This window comes from Achromobacter pulmonis (assembly GCF_002885955.2).
In the GTDB taxonomy this organism is placed as follows: Bacteria; Pseudomonadota; Gammaproteobacteria; order Burkholderiales; family Burkholderiaceae_B; genus Achromobacter; species Achromobacter pulmonis_A.
On the sequence record NZ_POQS01000001.1, the window covers coordinates 163,409 to 183,816 of the forward strand.

The 20,408-nt window shown below is 69.9% G+C and carries 21 protein-coding genes and 2 pseudogenes; 3 read left to right on the forward strand and 20 right to left on the reverse strand.

Going from position 1 to position 20,408, the window contains the following annotated elements:
- Positions 1-55: 55 nt before the first annotated feature.
- Positions 56-1,783 carry a methyl-accepting chemotaxis protein gene (locus tag C1I89_RS00740; protein WP_146196857.1) on the forward strand — a complete coding sequence of 576 codons (1,728 nt, stop codon included), beginning with the start codon at positions 56-58 and terminating at the stop codon, positions 1,781-1,783.
- A gap of 274 nt (positions 1,784-2,057) precedes the next feature.
- A complete protein-coding gene (locus C1I89_RS00745; protein ID WP_102770911.1) occupies positions 2,058-3,653 on the forward strand; it encodes a methyl-accepting chemotaxis protein in 1,596 nt (531 codons plus the stop codon).
- Between the two features lie 61 nt (positions 3,654-3,714).
- On the opposite strand, the gene fliR is transcribed toward C1I89_RS00745, so the two are convergent.
- The 16 genes and pseudogenes from fliR to fliF form a co-directional block, all read right to left on the reverse strand.
- On the reverse strand, positions 3,715-4,503 hold the full coding sequence (gene fliR / locus C1I89_RS00750) for a flagellar biosynthetic protein FliR (protein WP_102770912.1): 789 nt from the start codon (positions 4,501-4,503) through the stop codon (positions 3,715-3,717).
- A gap of 40 nt (positions 4,504-4,543) precedes the next feature.
- A complete protein-coding gene (gene fliQ / locus C1I89_RS00755) occupies positions 4,544-4,813 on the reverse strand; it encodes a flagellar biosynthesis protein FliQ (protein ID WP_008163193.1) in 270 nt (89 codons plus the stop codon).
- Between the two features lie 17 nt (positions 4,814-4,830).
- Complete coding sequence (fliP, locus tag C1I89_RS00760) at positions 4,831-5,583, reverse strand: flagellar type III secretion system pore protein FliP (protein ID WP_102770913.1); 753 nt, start codon at positions 5,581-5,583, stop codon at positions 4,831-4,833.
- A gap of 66 nt (positions 5,584-5,649) precedes the next feature.
- Positions 5,650-5,973: a flagellar biosynthetic protein FliO gene (fliO, locus tag C1I89_RS00765; protein ID WP_102770914.1), complete on the reverse strand. Its 324-nt coding sequence runs from the start codon at positions 5,971-5,973 to the stop codon at positions 5,650-5,652.
- Between the two features lie 10 nt (positions 5,974-5,983).
- On the reverse strand, positions 5,984-6,529 hold the full coding sequence (gene fliN, locus C1I89_RS00770; protein WP_102770915.1) for a flagellar motor switch protein FliN: 546 nt from the start codon (positions 6,527-6,529) through the stop codon (positions 5,984-5,986).
- Entirely contained in the window at positions 6,522-7,529 is a 1,008-nt protein-coding gene (gene fliM / locus C1I89_RS00775) for a flagellar motor switch protein FliM (protein WP_102770916.1), read from the reverse strand. The genes fliN and fliM overlap by 8 nt, the downstream gene beginning before the upstream one ends.
- Positions 7,530-7,531: 2 nt before the next feature.
- Positions 7,532-8,158 carry a flagellar basal body-associated protein FliL gene (fliL, locus tag C1I89_RS00780; RefSeq protein WP_168202123.1) on the reverse strand — a complete coding sequence of 209 codons (627 nt, stop codon included), beginning with the start codon at positions 8,156-8,158 and terminating at the stop codon, positions 7,532-7,534.
- Positions 8,159-8,328: 170 nt separating this feature from the next.
- Positions 8,329-9,690, reverse strand: a complete 1,362-nt coding sequence (locus C1I89_RS00785) for a flagellar hook-length control protein FliK (protein ID WP_102770918.1) — start codon at positions 9,688-9,690, stop codon at positions 8,329-8,331.
- A 24-nt stretch (positions 9,691-9,714) separates the two neighbouring features.
- Positions 9,715-10,164, reverse strand: a complete 450-nt coding sequence (fliJ, locus tag C1I89_RS00790; RefSeq protein ID WP_102770919.1) for a flagellar export protein FliJ — start codon at positions 10,162-10,164, stop codon at positions 9,715-9,717.
- Positions 10,157-10,849 (reverse strand): annotated as a pseudogene (locus tag C1I89_RS00795) (flagellum-specific ATP synthase FliI); the annotation flags it as partial. The pseudogene C1I89_RS00795 and the gene fliJ (C1I89_RS00790), both read right to left, overlap by 8 nt.
- Positions 10,850-10,913: 64 nt before the next feature.
- Positions 10,914-11,762 (reverse strand): annotated as a pseudogene (locus C1I89_RS35705) (flagellar hook-length control protein FliK); the annotation flags it as partial.
- Between the two features lie 24 nt (positions 11,763-11,786).
- Positions 11,787-12,236, reverse strand: a complete 450-nt coding sequence (gene fliJ / locus C1I89_RS00805; protein ID WP_102770919.1) for a flagellar export protein FliJ — start codon at positions 12,234-12,236, stop codon at positions 11,787-11,789.
- Positions 12,229-13,707: a flagellar protein export ATPase FliI gene (gene fliI, locus C1I89_RS00810; RefSeq protein ID WP_102770920.1), complete on the reverse strand. Its 1,479-nt coding sequence runs from the start codon at positions 13,705-13,707 to the stop codon at positions 12,229-12,231. Before fliI ends, fliJ (C1I89_RS00805) begins: the two co-directional genes overlap by 8 nt.
- Positions 13,704-14,447 carry a flagellar assembly protein FliH gene (gene fliH / locus C1I89_RS00815; protein WP_102770921.1) on the reverse strand — a complete coding sequence of 248 codons (744 nt, stop codon included), beginning with the start codon at positions 14,445-14,447 and terminating at the stop codon, positions 13,704-13,706. Before fliH ends, fliI begins: the two co-directional genes overlap by 4 nt.
- Positions 14,440-15,450, reverse strand: a complete 1,011-nt coding sequence (fliG, locus tag C1I89_RS00820) for a flagellar motor switch protein FliG (RefSeq protein ID WP_102770922.1) — start codon at positions 15,448-15,450, stop codon at positions 14,440-14,442. The genes fliH and fliG overlap by 8 nt, the downstream gene beginning before the upstream one ends.
- Positions 15,440-17,116 carry a flagellar basal-body MS-ring/collar protein FliF gene (gene fliF, locus C1I89_RS00825; protein ID WP_102770923.1) on the reverse strand — a complete coding sequence of 559 codons (1,677 nt, stop codon included), beginning with the start codon at positions 17,114-17,116 and terminating at the stop codon, positions 15,440-15,442. Before fliF ends, fliG begins: the two co-directional genes overlap by 11 nt.
- Positions 17,117-17,445: 329 nt before the next feature.
- Between fliF and fliE the strand changes: the two genes are divergently transcribed.
- The gene (fliE, locus tag C1I89_RS00830; protein WP_102770924.1) at positions 17,446-17,778 is read left to right on the forward strand and encodes a flagellar hook-basal body complex protein FliE; all 333 of its coding nucleotides are present in this window, start codon (positions 17,446-17,448) and stop codon (positions 17,776-17,778) included.
- Between the two features lie 26 nt (positions 17,779-17,804).
- On the opposite strand, the gene C1I89_RS00835 is transcribed toward fliE, so the two are convergent.
- The 4 genes from C1I89_RS00835 to C1I89_RS00850 all read right to left on the reverse strand — a co-directional run.
- Positions 17,805-18,602, reverse strand: coding sequence for a flagellar brake protein (locus C1I89_RS00835; protein ID WP_258231298.1), 798 nt, complete (start codon positions 18,600-18,602; stop codon positions 17,805-17,807).
- A 23-nt stretch (positions 18,603-18,625) separates the two neighbouring features.
- Positions 18,626-18,946, reverse strand: coding sequence for an EscU/YscU/HrcU family type III secretion system export apparatus switch protein (locus C1I89_RS00840; RefSeq protein ID WP_102770926.1), 321 nt, complete (start codon positions 18,944-18,946; stop codon positions 18,626-18,628).
- The gene (gene fliK, locus C1I89_RS00845) at positions 18,946-20,253 is read right to left on the reverse strand and encodes a flagellar hook-length control protein FliK (RefSeq protein ID WP_102770927.1); all 1,308 of its coding nucleotides are present in this window, start codon (positions 20,251-20,253) and stop codon (positions 18,946-18,948) included. The genes C1I89_RS00840 and fliK overlap by 1 nt, the downstream gene beginning before the upstream one ends.
- The coding region (locus tag C1I89_RS00850) for a flagellar protein FliT (RefSeq protein ID WP_146196868.1) at positions 20,250-20,408 on the reverse strand (159 nt) is incomplete at its 5' end. The genes C1I89_RS00850 and fliK, both read right to left, overlap by 4 nt.

Here is a 20,408-nt window from a genome sequence, read left to right on the forward strand (position 1 = left end):
TCAACAGGGTGCTTTTTGTTTGATCATGCAGTTCCTGGAGGCATGGGGAAATAATATGGAAGCGAGTCTCGAATCCGGTATCAAGTCCGGCAAGGCAGGCAAAAGAAAGGCGCGCGCGCCCAAGGTGAAGAAGAAGCTGCGCCTGCGCGATGCGCGCGTGGGCACGATGCTGCTGTGGGTCATGGCGTTCTTCGCCGTGCTGATCGCGGCGGTGGGCGGTCTGGCCGCGTATTTCCTGCAGCACAACTACGAATCGATCCGCGAGATCAACGGCCTGACCGAAAGGGCGCGCCAGGTCGAGGTGATCAATAGCGACATGCTGCGCGCCCGCGTGGGGCTGATGGTGGCCGCGCGCCACCTGCAGGAGTCCGGCTGGGGCAGCGGCGAGAATTCGGCGCGCGACGCCGCGGCCTCGCTCAAGGACGCCACCGACCTGCTGACCGGCGTGCGCAGCAGCTTCGCGGAGTTCCAGAAGAACATGCTGCAGGACGACACCGGCCGCCAGCTGTCCATGAATCTGGTGCGGCGCTATCGCTCGTACATCGACGACGGCGTGGACACCATGGTCGAGGCCCTGCGCAGCGAAGACTATTCGACGTTCTACATGGTGAACAACGAATACGGCACGCCGCGCAGCGCCGCCTTCATCGCGGCGCTCAGCGAATTCGGCAAGTACATCAATGACCAGCAGAACGCCCTGATCGAACAGGCCGAGGCCAACTTCAACCGCGCCATGATGGCGGTGGGCGTGGCGGTCGCGCTGGCGCTGGTGCTGATGGTGCTGGCCCGCGTGCTGTTCGGCCGCCTGGTGGTCCGCCCGCTGGTGGAAGCCGGCCAGCATTTCGACAAGATCGCCTCGGGCGACCTGACCAGCCGCGTCGAGGTGCGCTCGCACAATGAAATCGGCCAGCTGTTCGCGGCGCTCAAGCGCATGCAGGAAAGCCTGACGCGCACCGTGGCTTCGGTGCGCCGCGGCGTGGACGAGATCACCGTGGGTTCGCGCGAGATCTCGGCGGGCAACACCGACCTGTCCAGCCGTACGGAAGAGCAGGCCGCCTCGCTGGAGGAAACCGCGGCGTCCATGGAAGAGCTGGCCTCGACCGTCAAGCAGAACGCCGACAACGCGCGCCAGGCCAACCAGCTGGCGGCCAGCGCGTCCGACGTGGCCGAGCGCGGCGGCTCCGCGGTGTCCGAAGTGGTGGGCACGATGCAGGGCATTTCCGCCAGCTCGCGCAAGATCTCGGAAATCGTTTCGGTGATCGACGGCATCGCGTTCCAGACCAACATCCTGGCGCTGAACGCGGCGGTGGAAGCCGCGCGCGCCGGCGAACAGGGCAAGGGTTTCGCGGTGGTGGCGGGCGAAGTCCGTTCGCTGGCCCAGCGCAGCGCGCAGGCCGCCAAGGAGATCAAGGGTCTGATCGAGGATTCGGTGGCCAAGGTGGGCGCCGGTTCGCAGCAGGTGGAACGCGCGGGCGCGACCATGCAGGAGATCGTGGCCTCGGTCAAGCGCGTGACCGACATCATGGGTGAGATCTCGGCGGCGTCCGAAGAGCAGTCCAGCGGCATCGACCAGGTCAACCGCGCGGTGTCGCAGATGGACGAGGTGACGCAGCAGAACGCGGCGCTGGTCGAAGAAGCGGCGGCCGCGGCCGGTTCGCTGCAGGAACAGGCGCAGCGCCTGGCCGAAGCCGTGGCGGTGTTCAAGATCAACGCCGGCGAAGTGATCGAGGTGCCGGCGCACCAGTTGAGCGGCTATGCCGCGCCCACGCTGACCCAGGCCTGACGCCCGGGGCTTGAACAAAGAACCGCGGCCGCGCACAAGCGCGGCTGCGGTTTTCGTTTTTTCCGCCAACAGGTTATTGACGGTTAAGTTTTCGAAAATATGACCGTTAACGAAAAAAATAGCGCCCGAATCGGGCAATGAAGTGTTCGACGGCCGTCACGCACCAGCGTGCGCCTGGCCTTACGAACCGGGCGGAAACGTATACGCGGGGCGTCAGGTCCAGTTTGTCCGCCGTTGTTCATTTGCTGTTCTTTGACGAAACCGGAGGCAAGCTGTGCGTGTCAATCTACCCGTCCATAACGTGGAAACCAAGCTGCGCGCCGATCAGTACCTGATCTCGCGCACCGACACCAAAGGCCGGATCGTGTATGCGAATCCGGCCTTTATCGAGGTGAGCGGCTTTTCGCGCGAGGAACTGATCGGCAAGGCCCACAACATCGTGCGCCACCCGGACATGCCGCCGCAAGCCTACGAGGACCTGTGGGCCACGCTGCAGGCCGGCGGCTCGTGGCTGGGCCTGGTCAAGAACCGGCGCAAGGACGGCGGTTTCTATTGGGTGCTGGCCAACGCCACGCCCATCGTCGAGCACGGCGAGGTGGTGGCTTATTCGTCGGTGCGGGTGCAGGCCTCGGAAGAGCAGATCCAGATGGCCGAGGAGCTGTATGCGCGCATGCGCGAGGGCACGGCCCGCGGCGTGCGCATCCGGCGCGGGCGTCCGGTGCGGGCCGGCTGGCGGCGCGGCCTGGACGCGCTGGCGTTTCCGTTCAGGCAATGCGTGCGCAGCCGCATGCTGCGCCATGCGCTGCTGTCGGCGGGCATCGTGACGGCGGCGGGGGCCTATGGGATGTATGCCGGCTGGGAACGCATGGATGCGCAGCAGGTGGGGCTGGCGTGCGCCGCCTTGGGCGCCGGCGTGCTGGCGCTGTTCGCAATGAGCTGGCGCCTGTCGCGGTTCGTGCTGGATCCGATGGTGGATGCGGCCAACATGGCGCGGCAGGTGGCGGCGGGGAACCTGACGACGCAGATCGTGCCGGAATCGGATGACGAGATCGGCAGCCTGATGTTTTCGCTCGACGTGATGCGCAAGAGCCTGATCGGGATTGCGCAGGATGTGTACCGGGGCATCGAGGGCACGACGCAGGCGGCCTCGCATATCGCGCGCGGCAATCAGGAGCTGGCCGGCCGCACGGAGGGCCAGGCGGCGTCCCTGCAGCAGACCGCGACGAGCATGGCGCAGCTGACCGCCACGGTGCGGCAGAACGCCGACAATGCGCGGCAGGCCAATGAGCTGGCCGCGAGCAGCATGGACGTGGCGCGGCGCGGCGGAGTCGCGGTGGGCCAGGTGGTGGAGACCATGCACGGGATTTCGGACAGTTCGCGCCGGATCGCCGATATCGTGAGCATCATCGAAGGGATTGCGTTCCAGACGAATATTTTGGCGCTGAACGCGGCGGTCGAGGCGGCGCGGGCCGGCGAGTCCGGCAAGGGGTTCGCGGTGGTGGCGGGCGAGGTGCGCACGCTGGCGCAGAAAAGCGCGCAGGCCGCCAAGGAGATCAAGGGGCTGATCGAGGATTCCGCGGACCGCGTGACCGAGGGGTCGCAGCAGGCCGAGCAGGCGGGCGCGACGATGCAGGAAATCGTGGCGGCCGTGCATCGGGTGACCGATATCATCGCCGGGATCGCGCGGGCGTCGCAGGAGCAGTCCAGCGGGATCGAGCAGGTGGATACGGCGGTGTCGCAGATGGACGTGATGACGGCGCAGAACACGCAGCTGGTGCAGGAGCTGGGGGGAGCCGTGCGCGAGCTGGGCGGGCAGTCGGCGGCGCTGCGGGATACGATCCGGGTTTTTCGCCTTACCGGGCACCAGTAGCTGTCGATGACGCCGTTCGCGGCCGGAGCGCTTGGCGTTCCGGCCGCGATGTTGTCTTTGCCTACTTGCCCGCCAGGGCGTCGGCGACGCGGCTCATGGCGGTCAGGCCGGATTCGAACAGGGATTCCAGGAATGGGCCGGCGTGCGGCAGGACCACGGTCAGGACGGTGACGCCCACGATCAGGGTGACCGGGAAGCCGATGGAGAAGACCGACAGCTGTTGGGCGGCGCGGTTGAGGATGCCCATGGCCAGGTTGATGGTGAGCAGGGCGCAGATGAGCGGCAGGGCCAGGAGCAGGCCGGAGATGAAGACGGTCTTGCCCCATTCGACGATCACGCCCCAGCCGTTCTGGTGCAGCTGGATCATGGCGATGGGCAGGGTGTCGAATGAGCGCACCAGCGCGGCCAGGACCAGGAGGTGGCCGTCCAGCGCCAGGAAGGTCAGCATGGCGATGATGTTGAACAGGCGCGAGAGCACGGCCGTGTTGGCGCCGGAGCCGGGGTCGAAGAACGAGGCGAAGGACAGGCCCATCTGCAGGCCGACGAATTCGCCGGCGGTCTGGACGGCGGCGAACACCAGGCGCATGGTGAAGCCCAGCGCGACGCCGATCAGGACCTGCTGCATCACCATCCAGAGGCCGGCGTAGGAGCCCGGCGAGACCGGGGGCATGGGGTCCAGGGCCGGGCCGACCGCGACGGCGAGGACGAAGGCCAGGCCCACCTTGACCTTGATGGGGATGAGCGATTCCGAGAACAGCGGGGCGGTGCCGACCAGGGCCAGGATGCGCACGAACGGCCAGAGGAACTGGCCGATCCAGCCGTTGAGCTGTTCGAGCGTGAAGGCGATCATGGCGGGGCGCTGTTGCGGCGGGTCTGCGATTGCCGGCCGCTCAGGACACCAGCATGGGGATCTGGCCGATCAGTTGCCGGATGTAGTCGACCATCACGCCGATCAGCCAGGGGCCCAGCAGCACCAGCACGCCGCACATGGCCAGCAGCTTCGGAATGAACGACAGCGTCATTTCGTTGATCTGCGTGGCGGCCTGGAAGATGCTGATGACCAGGCCCACGACCAGCGTGACCAGCAGCAGCGGGCCGGCCATGGCCAGGACGATCTTCATCGCCTGGTAGGTCATGGTCATGACGGTTTCGGCGGTCATGGCGGCTCCTTGCGGCGTTATTGGTAGAAGCTCTGGGCCAGCGAGCCCATGAGCAGGTTCCAGCCGTCGGCCAGCACGAAGAGCATGAGCTTGAAGGGCAGCGCCACCGTGACCGGGGGCACCATCATCATGCCCAGCGCCATCAGCACGCTGGCGATCACCAGGTCGATGATGAGGAACGGGATGAAGATGGTGAAGCCGATCTGGAAGGCGGTCTTGAGTTCGCTGGTGATGAAGGCCGGCACCAGGATGCGCATCGGCACCTGGGCCGGTTCTTCCATGGCGGGCTGGTTGGCCAGGTTGGCGAACAGCGACAGGTCGTTCTCGCGCGTCTGGTGCAGCATGAAGGTGCGCAGCGGCGCGGCGGCGCGTTCGACCGCGGCCTCGAACTGGATGGAGCCTTCGGCCAGCGGTTTGTAGGCGTCGGTGTAGATTTTGTCGAACACCGGCGACATCGTGTAGAAGGTCAGGAACAGGGCCAGGCCGATCAGCACGTGGTTGGGCGGCGACATGGCGGTGCCCATGGCGCTGCGCAGCAGGCCCAGCACGATGATGATGCGGGTGAAGCCCGTCATCATGAGCAGGGCCGCCGGCAGGAACGACAGCGAGGTCATCAGCAGCAGGGTCTGCATGCTGAGCGAATAGGTCTCGGAGCCGTTGGGGCCGGGCGTGGCCGTCAGGGCGGGCAGCGTGGCCTGGGCGACGACGCCCGCCGGGAACAGGGCCAGGCCGAGCAGCGCGGCCGCCCCGAGCAGGGACGGCGCAAGCATGCGGGCGCGGGCGAGAGGCGTGCGGGAGGGCAAACTCATGGGTATGGCGTGTCGCGCGCGAGAGCGCTAGCGGCGCTTGAGCGCCTGGCCCAGCTTGGCCGCGAAGGCGGCCGCGGGCAGGGGCGATGCCTGCGGCAACTGGCCGGCGGGCAGGGTATGCAGGGTATTGAGCTGGTTCGGGCCTACGCCCACCACCAGCCAGGTGTTTTCGATTTCGACGACCACGATGCTCTGGCGCGGACCCACCGGCAGGCTGGCGACCTGGCGCAGCAGGTTGCCGCCGCCGCGCTGGGCCAGGCCGGCGCGGCGCGCCAGCCAGGCCGCGGCCAGGATGGCGGCCACCACCAGCAGCAGGCCGAGAATGACGCGGGCGAGGGCGGCTTCGGTCATGGCGCCAGAATCAGCGGCGGTTGTTCAAGCGGTTGATCCGCTCGGACGGGGTGATGATGTCGGTCAGGCGGATGCCGTACTTGTCCTCGACCACCACCACTTCGCCCTGGGCGATCAGGTAGCCGTTGACGAAGATGTCCATCGGTTCGCCGGCCAGGCCGTCGAGCTCGACCACCGAGCCCTGGCCCAGCTGGAGCAGGTTCTTGATGGTCAGGCGGGTGCGGCCCAGTTCTACCGTGAGCTGGACGGGCACGTCCATGATCAGGTCGATGTCGGTGCCCGTGCCGCCGCTGGCGCCGGCCAGCGGCTTGAACACCGAGTGCGCGGCGGATTGCGCGGCCGGCGCGGCCGCGGGGGCGGCGGCGGGCGCAGGCGCGGGAGCGGCGGCCGGAGCCGGCGCCGCGGCGGCCTGTTCGGCCATCGCGGCGGCCCAGTCGTCCTGCGGCTTGAGGCCGTCGGCCTGCGTGGGCGGGGTGGCGCGGGATTGTTCGGCGAGCGCGTCGGCCCAGTCGTCGGCCGGGGACGAGCCGGTGCCGGGCTCGTTCTTGTCAGTCATGGTCAGAGGCCTCGTTGGGTTCTGTATCGTGGGTAAACATGTTTTGCACGCGCAGGGCGTAGCGGCCGTTGAAGACGCCGTAGCCGCATTCCATCAGCGGTACGCCGTCGACGCTGGCGATGACGGTTTCGGGCACTTCCACCGGCAGCACGTCGCCGACCTTCAGGTGCATCAGCTCGCGGATCGACGACGGGATGCGGGCGAATTCCGCGACCACGTCGATGTCGGCGCTGCGCACCTGGCGCGAGAGCTGCTGCGACCAGCGCTGGTCCACTTCGTCCAGCGTGGTTTCCTGCAGTGGGCGCGTGAGCAGGTCGCGCACCGGCTCGATCATGGAATAGGGCAGGCAGATGTTCAGGTCGCCGCCGGTGGCGCCGAATTCGATGTGGAAGGAGGTGACGACCACCACTTCGTTGTTGCCGGTGATGCTGGCGAACTTGGTGTGCATCTCCGAGCGCACGTACTCGAATTCGATCGGGTAGACCGGGTCCCAGGACTTGCCGTAGCTTTCCAGGGTCAGGTTGAGCAGGCGCCGGATGATGCGCTGTTCGGTGGTGGTGAAGTCGCGGCCCTCGACGCGCGTGTGGTAGCGGCCGTCGCCGCCGAACAGGCTGTCGATGACCAGGAACACCAGGTTCGGATCGTACGTGAACAGGGCCGTGCCGCGCAGCGGCTTCATCTGGACCATGTTCAGGTTGCTCGGCACCGGCAGGTTGCGTTCGAAGTCCGCGTACTTCTGGATCTTGATGGAGCCGACGGTGATGTCGGCGCTGCGCCGCATGAAGTTCAGCAGCACGCTGCGCATCTGGCGGGCGAAGCGCTCGTTGATGAGCTCCAGGGTCTGCATGCGGCGGCGCACGACGCGCTCGGGCGAGCTCAGGTCGTAGGCGCGCGCGCCGGCGTTCTGGCCGGCCGCCTGGGTCTTGTCGTCGCTTTCGCCGGTGACCCCGGCGAGCAGCGCGTCGACTTCGTCCTGCGAAAGAAATGCCTCGTAGGCCATGCTTATTGCACCACGAACGCCGTGAAGAGCACGTCGGTGACGTACTGGCCGTCAGGCAGGGGCGAGAACGGGCGGTTGACGCTCTGCTTGATGGCTTCGGCCATGTCGGTCTTGCCCTGCTGCGTCTGGACGCCGACGGGCGATTGCGAAGACAGCACCATCAGGATGCGGCTGCGCACTTCGGGCATGTACTTTTCGAGCCGGCTGCGGCTTTGCTCGTCGCTGACGCGCAGGGTCAGGCCGACGTGCATGATGCGTTCGGTGTCCGGGTTCTGCAGCGTGACGGTAAAGGGTTCGAGCGGCACGAAGATCGGGGCGGGCACGGCGATGGGCGCGGCCGGCGGCGCGACGAAGTTGGCCGGCGTGGCCTGCGGGCCTTGCCCGGCATGGCCGGCGGCTCCGGGCTGGCCGGGCTGGCCCGCGGGAACCTGGCCGACGCCCAGCTGGACCGGCGCGGCGCCTTGCTGCTGCAGGCGTTGGGAGATGTACCAGGTGGCGCCGGCGCTGGCCGCGGCCACGAGCAGCAGGACCAGTAGCGCCAGCAGCGGACGCAGGATGCGGCCCAGGCCGCCCGGGCGGGGGGTAGATGCGCCGCGCGCAGGCATGGGTGTGGTTTTGGTAGTCGCCATCTCGGTGTCGAAGCTTATTTTGCCGCTGATGAAAACGGGTTCTTAGTGGATGAAAGCATTCTGCCCCAAATGCCGCCCCGGCTTGGGGGCGAAAAACAGGGCGAAAGCCGCGTATCTCAAGCTATTGCTGCACTGCCCGCCAGCCTTGCCGGCGGCGGGCCGCCGGCAGTTCAGGCGAAGGTGTCGACCAGCGCATTGGCGTTGCGCGCAGGCAGGGCCGCGGCGGGCGCATCGGCCACCGCCACGGCGCCCGCGGCGGCGCCGCCCGCGCCGCGCTGCGAGCCGTTGCCGCCTTGCTGGGCGAACTCCTGCTGGGCGGATTGTTCGCCCACGCTGGTCTGGCCCAGCGAGATGCCGGCCTGGGCCAGCGCCTGCTGCAGTTGCGGCATGGCGGCTTCGACCGCGTGGCGCACGGAGGCATGGGCCGACACGAACGAGGCGCTGGCCACGCCGTCGGCCAGGTTCAGGCTGACGCGCAGCGGGCCCAGGTCGGGGGGATCGAGCCGCAGTTCGGCGGTCTGCACGCCCTGGCGGACGTTGTGGCTCATCACGACCATCTGCTGGCCGAGCTCGGTGCCCCAGTGCGTGCCGCCCACGGGGGTGGAGACCTGCATCACCAGCGGTATGGCGGGCGCGGCGAAGGCGGCGGGGTTGGCGATGGGCGCGGCAGGACGCTGGGCGGCGGCCAGGGCCTGGGCCACGCCTTCGTGGGGCGCGGTGCCGGCTTGCGGTGTCTGGAACTGCGGGTCGGCCGCGGCGATGGCGGCCTGCACTTCGTCGCGCAGCGGCGTCTGGGCCTGGGCGGCGTCGTCTTGCGGCTGGCGGGCGGCCTGGGGCAGCACGGCCTCGGGCGCCAGGCGCGGCGTTTCCGTGCGCGGCGCGGCGGGGCGGCCTGCCGGCGCCTGGACGGCTGCCGGAACGGCCGGAGCCGCCTGCTGCGCGCTGCCGGGCTTGGCCGCGGCGGTCAGCACCGGCAGCGCGGCTTCGGCGTCGCGCGCGATCTGCGCCGCGGCGGCCTGGGCCTGCTGGGCGCTGGCCGCGACCGGCGCGCCCACGACCAGGGCGGCGTCCGCGGCGCCCAGCGCCGAGGTCAGCACGGCTGCGCCGGCGCCCATGGCGCTGGCGGCGGCCGCGGCGTCGCCGCGCGCCAGCTGCACCTGTTGCGCGGCCTGGGCGGCGATTTCCAGCGCCTGCTGCGGCAACACCACGGTCGTCTGCGCGGCCACGGCCAGCGCGCCGGCCTCGCCCTGGGCGGCGGTCTGCACCGCTTCGTCGATGGCGCCGGCGGCGGCGTTTTCCGCATGCGCGGCGGGCTCGGCCGGGTTCGGGTTCCGGGCCGGCGTCTTGGCCGGCGGCTTGGACTGGCTCTCGGCGGGGCGCGAGCCAGCTCCCTGGTCGGAGCGCTGGCGCGCCATCACTTCGGAAAAGCTGGGGCCCTTCTGGTTGGCGGGAGTCGGCCGGGCGCCGAGCGCATCGGCGATCGAGGCCTTGGCGCCGGGCGCGACGGAGGGCAGGGGCAGGGGAGCGTTCATCTGGGGCTTCCTGTGGGATATCGCTTAATGCATGCCGGCCTGGCGCTGGACCAGGCGGGCCGAGTATTCGTCGTTGGCGCGCTGTTCGCGGCGGGATTCGGCCACCGCCCGGGCGCGCACTTCGCGCTGGGCCAGCGCGTCGTAGGAGTTGAGCTTGCGCTTTTCCTGCTGCCAGTGCTGGCGGCCCTTGGCCAGGTTTTCGTCGGCCTGGCGCAGCACCGCCTGCTGCTGGCCGATGGCGTCGTCCAGGGTGCCGATGAAGCGCTGGTAGTTGTGGCAGTCGCTGGCCGACATGCCGCTGACCATCGCCTGCTGCAGGCGCGTCAGGTAGTCCTGGCGGTAGTCGTGCAGCATGCCGAGCTGGCGCTCGGCGTTGCCGCGCTCGGCGTTGAGCCGGCCCAGCAGGCGGGCGGCTTCGTCCGTGCTTTCCTTGGCCAGGTTGATGAGCATGTCCAGGGGCAGTTGGCTAGGCATAGGTCGCTCTCATCTCGAAGGTTGCGCGCAACTGGCCGATGGCGTCTTCGTAGCCGATGTTTTCGCCGATGTCCTGCTGCAGGAAGGCTTCCAGCCGCGGATAGCGGGCGATGGCGTCGTCGAGCTGCGGATCGTTGCCGGCGGCGTAGGCGCCCACGGCGATCAGGTCGCGGTTGCGCTGGTAGCGCGACAGGGTTTGCTTGAAGCGGCGCACCACGGCGAACTGTTCCGGCGGGATCAGCGCGGTCATGGCGCGAGAGATCGACGCCTCGATGTCGATGGCGGGGTAGTGGCCGGCCTCGGCCAGGTGGCGCGACAGCACCACGTGGCCGTCCAGGATGGCGCGCGCCGAGTCGGCGATGGGGTCCTGCTGGTCGTCGCCTTCGGCCAGCACGGTATAGAAGGCCGTGATGGAGCCGGCCTTGCCGGACGGGCCGGGCGCGCCCATGCCGGCGCGTTCGACCAGCGTGGGCAGCTTGGCGAAGACCGAGGGCGGATAGCCCTTGGTGGCCGGCGGCTCGCCGATGGCCAGCGCGATCTCGCGCTGCGCCATGGCGTAGCGGGTCAGCGAGTCCATGATGAGCAGCACGTCCAGGCCCTGGTCGCGGAAGTGTTCGGCCAGCCGGGTGGCGTAGGCCGCGCCCTGCAGCCGCAGCAGCGCCGACACGTCGGCCGGCGCGGCCACCNGAGGCATGGGCCGACACGAACGAGGCGCTGGCCACGCCGTCGGCCAGGTTCAGGCTGACGCGCAGCGGGCCCAGGTCGGGGGGATCGAGCCGCAGTTCGGCGGTCTGCACGCCCTGGCGGACGTTGTGGCTCATCACGACCATCTGCTGGCCGAGCTCGGTGCCCCAGTGCGTGCCGCCCACGGGGGTGGAGACCTGCATCACCAGCGGTATGGCGGGCGCGGCGAAGGCGGCGGGGTTGGCGATGGGCGCGGCAGGACGCTGGGCGGCGGCCAGGGCCTGGGCCACGCCTTCGTGGGGCGCGGTGCCGGCTTGCGGTGTCTGGAACTGCGGGTCGGCCGCGGCGATGGCGGCCTGCACTTCGTCGCGCAGCGGCGTCTGGGCCTGGGCGGCGTCGTCTTGCGGCTGGCGGGCGGCCTGGGGCAGCACGGCCTCGGGCGCCAGGCGCGGCGTTTCCGTGCGCGGCGCGGCGGGGCGGCCTGCCGGCGCCTGGACGGCTGCCGGAACGGCCGGAGCCGCCTGCTGCGCGCCTGGGCTATGACGGCGNGCCTGGGCGGCGATTTCCAGCGCCTGCTGCGGCAACACCACGGTCGTCTGCGCGGCCACGGCCAGCGCGCCGGCCTCGCCCTGGGCGGCGGTCTGCACCGCTTCGTCGATGGCGCCGGCGGCGGCGTTTTCCGCATGCGCGGCGGGCTCGGCCGGGTTCGGGTTCCGGGCCGGCGTCTTGGCCGGCGGCTTGGACTGGCTCTCGGCGGGGCGCGAGCCAGCTCCCTGGTCGGAGCGCTGGCGCGCCATCACTTCGGAAAAGCTGGGGCCCTTCTGGTTGGCGGGAGTCGGCCGGGCGCCGAGCGCATCGGCGATCGAGGCCTTGGCGCCGGGCGCGACGGAGGGCAGGGGCAGGGGAGCGTTCATCTGGGGCTTCCTGTGGGATATCGCTTAATGCATGCCGGCCTGGCGCTGGACCAGGCGGGCCGAGTATTCGTCGTTGGCGCGCTGTTCGCGGCGGGATTCGGCCACCGCCCGGGCGCGCACTTCGCGCTGGGCCAGCGCGTCGTAGGAGTTGAGCTTGCGCTTTTCCTGCTGCCAGTGCTGGCGGCCCTTGGCCAGGTTTTCGTCGGCCTGGCGCAGCACCGCCTGCTGCTGGCCGATGGCGTCGTCCAGGGTGCCGATGAAGCGCTGGTAGTTGTGGCAGTCGCTGGCCGACATGCCGCTGACCATCGCCTGCTGCAGGCGCGTCAGGTAGTCCTGGCGGTAGTCGTGCAGCATGCCGAGCTGGCGCTCGGCGTTGCCGCGCTCGGCGTTGAGCCGGCCCAGCAGGCGGGCGGCTTCGTCCGTGCTTTCCTTGGCCAGGTTGATGAGCATGTCCAGGGGCAGTTGGCTAGGCATAGGTCGCTCTCATCTCGAAGGTTGCGCGCAACTGGCCGATGGCGTCTTCGTAGCCGATGTTTTCGCCGATGTCCTGCTGCAGGAAGGCTTCCAGCCGCGGATAGCGGGCGATGGCGTCGTCGAGCTGCGGATCGTTGCCGGCGGCGTAGGCGCCCACGGCGATCAGGTCGCGGTTGCGCTGGTAGCGCGACAGGGTTTGCTTGAAGCGGCGCACCACGGCGAACTGTTCCGGCGGGATCAGCGCGGTCATGGCGCGAGAGATCGACGCCTCGATGTCGATGGCGGGGTAGTGGCCGGCCTCGGCCAGGTGGCGCGACAGCACCACGTGGCCGTCCAGGATGGCGCGCGCCGAGTCGGCGATGGGGTCCTGCTGGTCGTCGCCTTCGGCCAGCACGGTATAGAAGGCCGTGATGGAGCCGGCCTTGCCGGACGGGCCGGGCGCGCCCATGCCGGCGCGTTCGACCAGCGTGGGCAGCTTGGCGAAGACCGAGGGCGGATAGCCCTTGGTGGCCGGCGGCTCGCCGATGGCCAGCGCGATCTCGCGCTGCGCCATGGCGTAGCGGGTCAGCGAGTCCATGATGAGCAGCACGTCCAGGCCCTGGTCGCGGAAGTGTTCGGCCAGCCGGGTGGCGTAGGCCGCGCCCTGCAGCCGCAGCAGCGCCGACACGTCGGCCGGCGCGGCCACCACGACCGAGCGGGCCAGGCCTTCCGGACCCAGGTTGTGTTCGATGAATTCCTTGACTTCGCGGCCGCGCTCGCCGATTAGGCCCACCACGATCACGTCGGCCTTGGTGTAGCGGGCCATCATGCCCAGCAGCACGCTCTTGCCCACGCCGGAGCCGGCGAACAGGCCCATGCGCTGGCCGCGGCCCACCGTGAGCAGGCCGTTGATGGCGCGCACGCCGGTGTCGAGCACGGTGTCGATGGGCGCGCGCGACAAGGGATTGATGGGCTGGGCCGACAGCGGCGCGAGTTCGGCGCCGGTCAGCGGGCCCAGGCCGTCCAGCGGCCGGCCGGCGCCGTCGAGCACCCGGCCCAGCAGCGCGTTGCCCACGGGCAGGTGGCGGCCCAGTTGGGGCTTGGCGTTGCCGTTGAGTTCGGCCTTGCGCGGCAGGGGAATCTGGCGCTGCACCGGCGGCTCGCCGGGCACCACGCGGGCGCCGGGCGGCAGGCCGGAGATGTCGGCCTGGGGCATCAGGTACAGCGTGTGGCCGTCGAAACCCACGACTTCGGCGTCGGCCCAGTGGTCGTGGCCGCGCGCGATTTCGATGCGCGCGGCCGCGCCCACCGGCAGGCGCAGCCCGGTGGCGTGCAGCACCAGTCCGGTGGCGCGCGTGATCTTGCCGCTGACCAGCCAGGGGTCGGTCGAGGAGGCGCGGATCGAGCCGATCTGCAGCTGGGTCTGCCAGCGGTCGATCACCGGTGCGGCCGGCTTAGGTGGGGCCGGCGCAGGCTGCGGCTTGCCGTTCACGCCGGGTCCTCCCAGGCCACGTTGCGTCCGAGCGAGGCCGCGACCCGGCGCCAGCGCGTCTGCAGCGTGGCGTCGATGTCACCGAACGGCGTCTCGGCGCGGCAGCCGCCGCGCGTGATGGACTCGTCGGCCAGCACGCGCCAGTGGCCTTCTTTCAGCTCGTCGGCCAGGTGCAGGCGGATGAGTTCGATGTCTTGCGGGTTGGCCCACAACCGCATCTGGCCGCCGGCCGAGGGGTTGATGTGCAGCACTTCGCGCACGGCGGCGGCGACGGCCTCGGGCTGTTCGGCCAGCGTGGTGCGCACGACCTGCTGCGCGATGTCCAGCGCCAGGGTCAGCAGGCCCTGGCCCATTTTTTCCTCGAGCGCGCCGAGCGAGGCCGCGCAGGACTGCATCAGCGCGTGCAGCTGCTGCGCCTCGGCGGCGGCCTGTTCGCGCGCCTGGGCCAGGCCTTCGGCGTAGCCCTGTTCGCGGCCGGCGGCCAGCCCGGCTTCGAAGCCCGCCTGGCGGCCGGCTTCCAGGCCGGCGGCATGGCCTTCGGCGTGGCCGGCCTCGCGGCCCTCGGCCATCGCCTGGGCGCGCAGCTGCGCCATGACGACTTCGGGGTCGGGGCCGGGATCGGGCTGCGGCTCGGGCTCGGCCTCGACGGCCGCGGGCTCGTCGAACGACAGCATCTGCCAGCGCCGCCAGGCGGCGCTGCGCGAGATCGGCGCAGCGGCGAGGCTGTCCGCGTCAGACATAGGTGTCGTCCCCCTGGTTGCCCAGGACGATCTGGCCGCTTTCGGCCAGGCGGCGCGCGATCTGCAGGATCTTCTTCTGTTCGGCCTCGACCTTGGACATGCGGATCGGGCCCTGCGCCTCGAGGTCCTCGCGCAGCATTTCGGCGGCGCGGCTGGACATGTTGCGCAGGAACTTGGCGCGCAGCTCTTCGGGCGCGCCCTTGAGCGCGACCATGAGGGTGTCGTTGTCGATTTCCTTGAGGATGAGCTGGATGGCGCGGTCTTCGACGTCGAGCAGGTTGTCGAACACGAACATCTCGTCGATGATCTTCTGCGCCAGGTCGTTGTCGCGCTCGCGCAGGCTGGCGACCACGGTTTCCTCTTCGGCCGAGTTCATCATGTTCAGGATTTCGGCCGCGGTGCGCACGCCGCCCATCTTGCTGCGCTTGGCGCCCTGGCCGGCGAGCACGGAATTCAGCACCTCGGTCAGTTCCGACAGGGCCGCGGGCTGCACGCCGCCGAAGGTGGCGATGCGCAGCATCACGTCGTTGCGCAGGCGGTCGGTCAGCAGCGCCAGCACGCCGGCGGCGCGGTCGCGCTCCAGGTGCACCAGGATGGTGGCGATGATCTGCGGATGCTCGTCGCCGATGAGTTCGGCCACGGTGGTCGGGTCCAGCCAGTTCAGCGCGTCGATGCCGCTGCCGCCTTCGCCGGCTTCCAGGATGTCCTCGATCAGGCCGGCGGCGCGGTCGCTGCCCAGCGCCTTGGTCAGCACGGTGCGGATGTAGTCGTCCGAGCCCAGCGTGACGGCCATGAACTGGTCGGCCTCCTGGCGGAATTCTTCCAGCACCACGGCCACGTCGTTGCGGGTGACCTGCTTGAGGGTGGCCATGGCCGCGCCGACCTGCTGGACCTCACGGGCGGTGAGGTACTTGAACACTTCGGCGGCGGCGTCCTCGCCCAGCGACATCATCAGGACGGCGCTGCGCGTCATGCCGTCGAGCGGCGTGGAATCATTTTTCATCTTTGCTTATCCAAGTGCGCAGCACCATCGCGACGGCGCGCGGGTCTTTCTCGGCCATCGTGCGGGCGCGCTGCAGGTTGTCCTGGTAGCGGTCGACTTCCTTGGCGCGGGCCGTTTCCTGGGCCTCGCGGGCCGCCTCGATGCGTTCGGCCTCGGCCTGCTCGGGATCGACCGGCGGGTACAGGTAGTTGCCCACCGTGCGGCGCAGCACGCGGTACAGCCACAGCGCCAGCACGCCGCCGACCAGCCAGGCCAGGATCGTCTTGAACAGGGCGATCATTTCCGGATCGCGCCACACCGGCACCGGCGGCGGGCCGTCGTTGAACTGGCTGTTGACCAGGTTCAGCGAATCGCCGCGCGCTTCGGAGTAGCCCATGGCTTCGCGCACCAGGTTGGTGAGCTTGGTGAGCTCTTCGGGCGGCAGGGCCTGCGGCTCGCCGTCCTTGTCGCGGATGTAGTTGACGACCACGGCGACCGACAGGCGCTTGAGCATGCCCACCGGCTGCTTGATGTGGCTGATGGTGCGATCGACTTCGTAGTTGGTGGTCGCGTCGCGGCGTTCGTTGAGGTTGGCGGCGGCCGTCTGCGTGCCGGTCTGCTGCGCGCCCTGCGCCTGGCCCTGGGCGTTGGCCGCTTGCTGCGGCGGCTGGCCCGGACGCTGCGGCTGGGGCGGGTTGACGATGGGCGCCTGGGCGTTGGCCGGGGCCTGGTTCGACAGCGCGCCGGGCACGCCCTGGGCGGGGTTGACGCCGCGCTGGGTGGAGTCGCTGGTCTGCTGGCTGCGCACGGCGGCCTGGCCGGGCTCCTGGTTGGGGCGGTAGACCTCCGAGGTTTCCTCGCGGCGCGCGAAGTCGACGTCGGCGCTGGCCTGCGCGTGCACGTTGCCCGGGCCGACCAGCGGATTCAGGATGGTGAGGATGCGTTCGACCGTGCGCTGTTCCAGTTCGCGCACGAAGCGCATCTGGTCGGCGTCCATGCCGCGGCCTTCGCCCAGCGGAGCCGACAGCAGGCGGCCGTTCTGGTCGACGATGGAGACGTTTTCGGCGGTCAGTTCGGGAACGCTGGAGGCCACCAGCCAGGAGATCGCGGAGACCTGGGCGTCGCTCAGGCTGCGGCCGGGGTAGACGTTGAGCAGCACCGAGGCGGTGGGCGCCTGGCGCTCGCGCACGAACAGCGACTGGCGCGGCATGGCCAGGTGCACGCGGGCCTGCTGCACGGTGTGCATGGCTTCGATCGAGCGCGCCAGCTCGCCTTCGAGGCCGCGCTGGTAGTTGATCTGCTCGGCGAACTGGCTGGCGCCGAAGCGGGCGTTGTCCATCAGTTCGAAGCCGACGTTGCCGCCGCGCGGCAGCCCCTGGGAGGCCAGCTGCAGGCGGGCGTCGTAGACACGGTCGGCCGGCACCAGCACGGCGGTGCCGGCGTCGTTATAGCGGTAGGGCACGTTCATCGCGCCCAGCGCCGTCACGATGGCGCCGCCGTCGCGGTCGTCCAGGTTGGAGAACAGGACTTTGTAATTGGGCTCGCTGCTCCACATCGCCACGGCGACGACGACTGCGACGAGGCCGGCCGCCGCGCCGAGCAGGAGGGGCTTGGGCAGCGCGCGCACCTTTTCCAGCACGGGAAACCGGGTCAGCAGCGACGAGCTCAGGGTGGCCTGCTGGGTCATCGACGGCTCCCGCTGGCTACGCGGAGCTGGGAATGGAGCTTCATGTCTTGGTAGGGCAGATTACACATGCAACGTGCTTCTGGTCTGGGGAGAGCGTGGATTATTGCCCCTGAGACGGCAATCCCAATCGTCGAAAACGACGGGTTTTTGGCGTTACTTATCCCCTATGTCGGCGGCCGGGCGCGCAGGCCGGCCGCGCCGCCGGACCGAGTCGGGCGCATTCGCGGAAATGTCGGGGTTTTTGGCGCTTCTTGTGGGCTATGGCCGCGCGCGTCCGGCGTTACGCTGTGCGCATATTCGGCGTAATCCCCACCAGCAAGGAACCAGTAATGGCTGTATCAGGCTTGTCCGGCATCGAAAGCATGCTCCAGCAGATGCGCGCGGTCGTCAGCAAGGCGCAGACCGGCAATCTCTCCGCCGGCGAAAGCGTCGCCCAGCCGGACGGCTTCGCCGCCGAGCTGCAGCGCTCCATCCGCCGCGTCACGGGCGCGCAGAACGCGGCCACGGCCCAGGCCAAGGCTTTCGAGCTGGGCGCGCCCGACATCTCGCTCAACGACGTCATCATCGATATGCAGAAAGCCAGCATCGGCTTCCAGACGGCGGTGCAGGTGCGCAACAAGCTGGTTGCGGCCTACAAGGAAATCTCCTCGATGTCCGTCTGATTCCGCGGGGCCGGGCGGCCCCGGTTTCAAGTGCGCTGCGCGCCTCGCTCCAGGCGCCACACGACCTGCTGCAGCCAGTTCTCCTGGCGCGCGCTCAGGTCCAGGAACATGGCGCCCAGGTGGCTGACGGCCGGTTCGCCGGTCAGCGACACATGGCGCGGCGCGGCGCCGTCGGCATCCTGCGCCATGGGCTGTCCCGACACCGGATACACATTGCGCACTTCCAGGTCGGCGCTGATCTTGCCCAGCTGGCCGAAATCCAGTTCCACGTTCTTCATCACCGTGCCGCGCGCGGGCAGGGCGCCGACTTCCATGACGGCGCGCAGGCCCACGCCATCGACCGAGATGTCGCGCACCGTGAAGCGACAGGCTGGCCTGCCGGGTTCGGCCTGCCAGCTCGCATGGCACATGGCGGCGTTGGCGATCAGCGAGGCGCGGAACATCTTGCGGCGCTGGATGCGGGCCAGGCGCTCGGGAAACGGCGACACCAGGGCGGCGCTGCCGTCGTCGAACTGGATCACGTCGGGCCGCGCCACGCGGAAGCGGATCTGCACGCCGCCGTAGGCCGTGGCGTGGAAATAGAAATTGGTGCCGCTCAACAGGCCCATGCTGTCGGACTGCTGGAAATCGGCGCCGGCGTAGTCGCGCGGCCGCCAGAAGAACTGCAGGCTCTGCTTGTCCGCGCCGAGGATGAGCACGGCCATTTCGCGATCCGCGGCGTCGCGCACCAGGATGTGGCTGTCGGGGTGCGTCAGCTCGAACAGGGCTGCGCGCATGTCTTCCGGGCGGGTCAGCAGGAATTCCGGATCGCTGGCGTCCAACACGATGATCGTCCTTGATTTGAGGGTCAGGCCGTGGGCGCGGTCTCGGGCATGTCGCGCGATTCCAGGCGATACAGCCAGGCCAGCAATTCTGCCACTGCTACGTAGAGTTGGGGCGGAATCTGGGCGTCCAGGTCCACCTGCATCAGCAGGCCGACGAGTTCGCGCGACTCGTGGACATAAAGGCCGTTGTCGCGCGCGGCGCGGACGATGGTGTCGGCCAGCTGGCCGTAGCCCTTGGCCACCACGCGCGGCGCGCCGTCCTTTTCCTCGTAGGAAATGGCGACCGCGGCGTTGCGGTTGGCGTTCGGATCGGGATTGGGGCCGGGATCGGCGGGCGTGCGCATCAGATATCAGCCGGAATCACGGGGCGCGGCTCGACCACGCTCACCGACAGATTGCTCAGGGTAAGGCCCGCGGCCAGCAGGCGCGAACGCAGCGTGTCCGAGTCGTCCTGGAGTTCGGACGCGCTGTGGGGGGCGACGAGCTGCAGCACCAGCTGGTCGCCGGCCAGGTTCAGGCGGGCGTCGACCAGGCCCAGGCGCGGCAGGTCCAGCTTCACTCGGGTGGCCCAGGTGGACGTGGCGGCTTCGGGGTCGCCGCCATAGGGCTCGCGTTCGACTTCCCATTCCATGGGCGTGCCGGGCCAGGCCTCGCCCTGCCAGGCCAGCGCCTGGTTGGCCAGCACGTCGAGCTGCTGGCGAACCAGCACGGTGAGGTCCTGGTGGATGCCGGCGATGGGCGCGCCCGGCGCGGAGGACGAACCGCCGGCGGGGGCCGGGGACGCGGGGTCCGCTCCGCTGGCGCGCGCCGGGGCGGGCGTTTCGCCGCGTGCACGCGCCGGCGCCGGGGCGTTTGCGGTGTTGTTCGCCGCCGCGTTCGGGTCCAGCCGGGCTTGCGGTTCTTCGCGCAACTGGGCGGGAGAGGTCCGGCCGTAGACCATGTCGGTCAAGTGCGATTCATAGAAGAGGCCGCTGGTCTGCAGCGCCTGGCGCAAGGCCTGGCCCAGCACGCGCGCGCTGGGGGCGGCGGCCGCATGCGCCTGGACCGCGGCATCGGCGCCGCGCAGCGCGGCGGTTGGCACGGCGGGCAGCTCGGGCTTGCCGGCGGGGGGAGCGGGAACCTGGGCCGCGGGCGGCGCCGGCTGTCCCGATGGGGCGGCTTGGGCGGGTTGCGCCGGCTGGCCCGCGGGCGCCTGGGCAGGTGCGCCCGGGGCCTGGCCGCTGGCCTGCCCGGCGGGCGCGCCGGCGGTCCACAGCGGCGCGCGGCCCTGCAGCGCGGGCGCGGCCTCGGGATATTGGGCCAGCAGGGCGAGTATGGTGCGCGCGGTCGTGCCCAGCGTGGTCGGGGCCGAGGCCGTGGTGTCGCTGCTGGTGACCAGCCCGCGGGCCGCCAGGGCCAGCGCGGCGGCGGTCTTGGCGTCCACGACCGGATTCTGGCGTTCGCCGCGGGCGCCGCCGCCTTGCACGCCCTGGCGCGGATCGCGCGCCGAGCCGTCGGCGGAGCCGGATCGGTCCAGGCTGCCGGGCTGGCTGACCGCGTCCGGCCGCGCGCCGGAAGCCAGGTTCGCGTTGGCGGCGGACATCGTCGTGCCGAGCACGGCGTCCAGCCGCTGCACCAGGACGTTGCCGAGTGCGGCGGGGCCTACGCTCATTCTTCAGGCGCCTGGTGGCCGTAGGCGGAAAGCAGGGTCTGCTGGCGCTTCATGCGGCCCAGCAGTTCGCCCAGCCGCGCCAGCTGCGGCAACGCCAGGTCGCGCGTCTGCGCGTCGTTTTCCAGGATGCGCACCAGCAGGTCGTACTTGATGGC

Coding starts and splice junctions, on each gene's coding strand:
- fliO (WP_102770914.1), bottom strand. CDS start 5,973: ATGACCGAAGCCGCCCTCGCCCGCGTCATTCTCGGCCTGCTGCTGGTG.
- fliK (WP_102770927.1), bottom strand. CDS start 20,253: ATGAGCGTAGGCCCCGCCGCACTCGGCAACGTCCTGGTGCAGCGGCTG.
- fliJ (WP_102770919.1), bottom strand. CDS start 12,236: ATGCCTAGCCAACTGCCCCTGGACATGCTCATCAACCTGGCCAAGGAA.
- C1I89_RS00840 (WP_102770926.1), bottom strand. CDS start 18,946: ATGCGCACGCCCGCCGATCCCGGCCCCAATCCCGATCCGAACGCCAAC.
- C1I89_RS00740 (WP_146196857.1), top strand. CDS start 56: ATGGAAGCGAGTCTCGAATCCGGTATCAAGTCCGGCAAGGCAGGCAAA.
- fliJ (WP_102770919.1), bottom strand. CDS start 10,164: ATGCCTAGCCAACTGCCCCTGGACATGCTCATCAACCTGGCCAAGGAA.
- fliL (WP_168202123.1), bottom strand. CDS start 8,158: ATGGCGACTACCAAAACCACACCCATGCCTGCGCGCGGCGCATCTACC.
- fliP (WP_102770913.1), bottom strand. CDS start 5,583: ATGCTTGCGCCGTCCCTGCTCGGGGCGGCCGCGCTGCTCGGCCTGGCC.
- fliF (WP_102770923.1), bottom strand. CDS start 17,116: ATGACCCAGCAGGCCACCCTGAGCTCGTCGCTGCTGACCCGGTTTCCC.
- C1I89_RS00785 (WP_102770918.1), bottom strand. CDS start 9,690: ATGAACGCTCCCCTGCCCCTGCCCTCCGTCGCGCCCGGCGCCAAGGCC.
- fliN (WP_102770915.1), bottom strand. CDS start 6,529: ATGACTGACAAGAACGAGCCCGGCACCGGCTCGTCCCCGGCCGACGAC.
- fliM (WP_102770916.1), bottom strand. CDS start 7,529: ATGGCCTACGAGGCATTTCTTTCGCAGGACGAAGTCGACGCGCTGCTC.
- fliG (WP_102770922.1), bottom strand. CDS start 15,450: ATGAAAAATGATTCCACGCCGCTCGACGGCATGACGCGCAGCGCCGTC.
- fliQ (WP_008163193.1), bottom strand. CDS start 4,813: ATGACCGCCGAAACCGTCATGACCATGACCTACCAGGCGATGAAGATC.
- fliH (WP_102770921.1), bottom strand. CDS start 14,447: ATGTCTGACGCGGACAGCCTCGCCGCTGCGCCGATCTCGCGCAGCGCC.
- fliE (WP_102770924.1), top strand. CDS start 17,446: ATGGCTGTATCAGGCTTGTCCGGCATCGAAAGCATGCTCCAGCAGATG.
- fliR (WP_102770912.1), bottom strand. CDS start 4,503: ATGATCGCCTTCACGCTCGAACAGCTCAACGGCTGGATCGGCCAGTTC.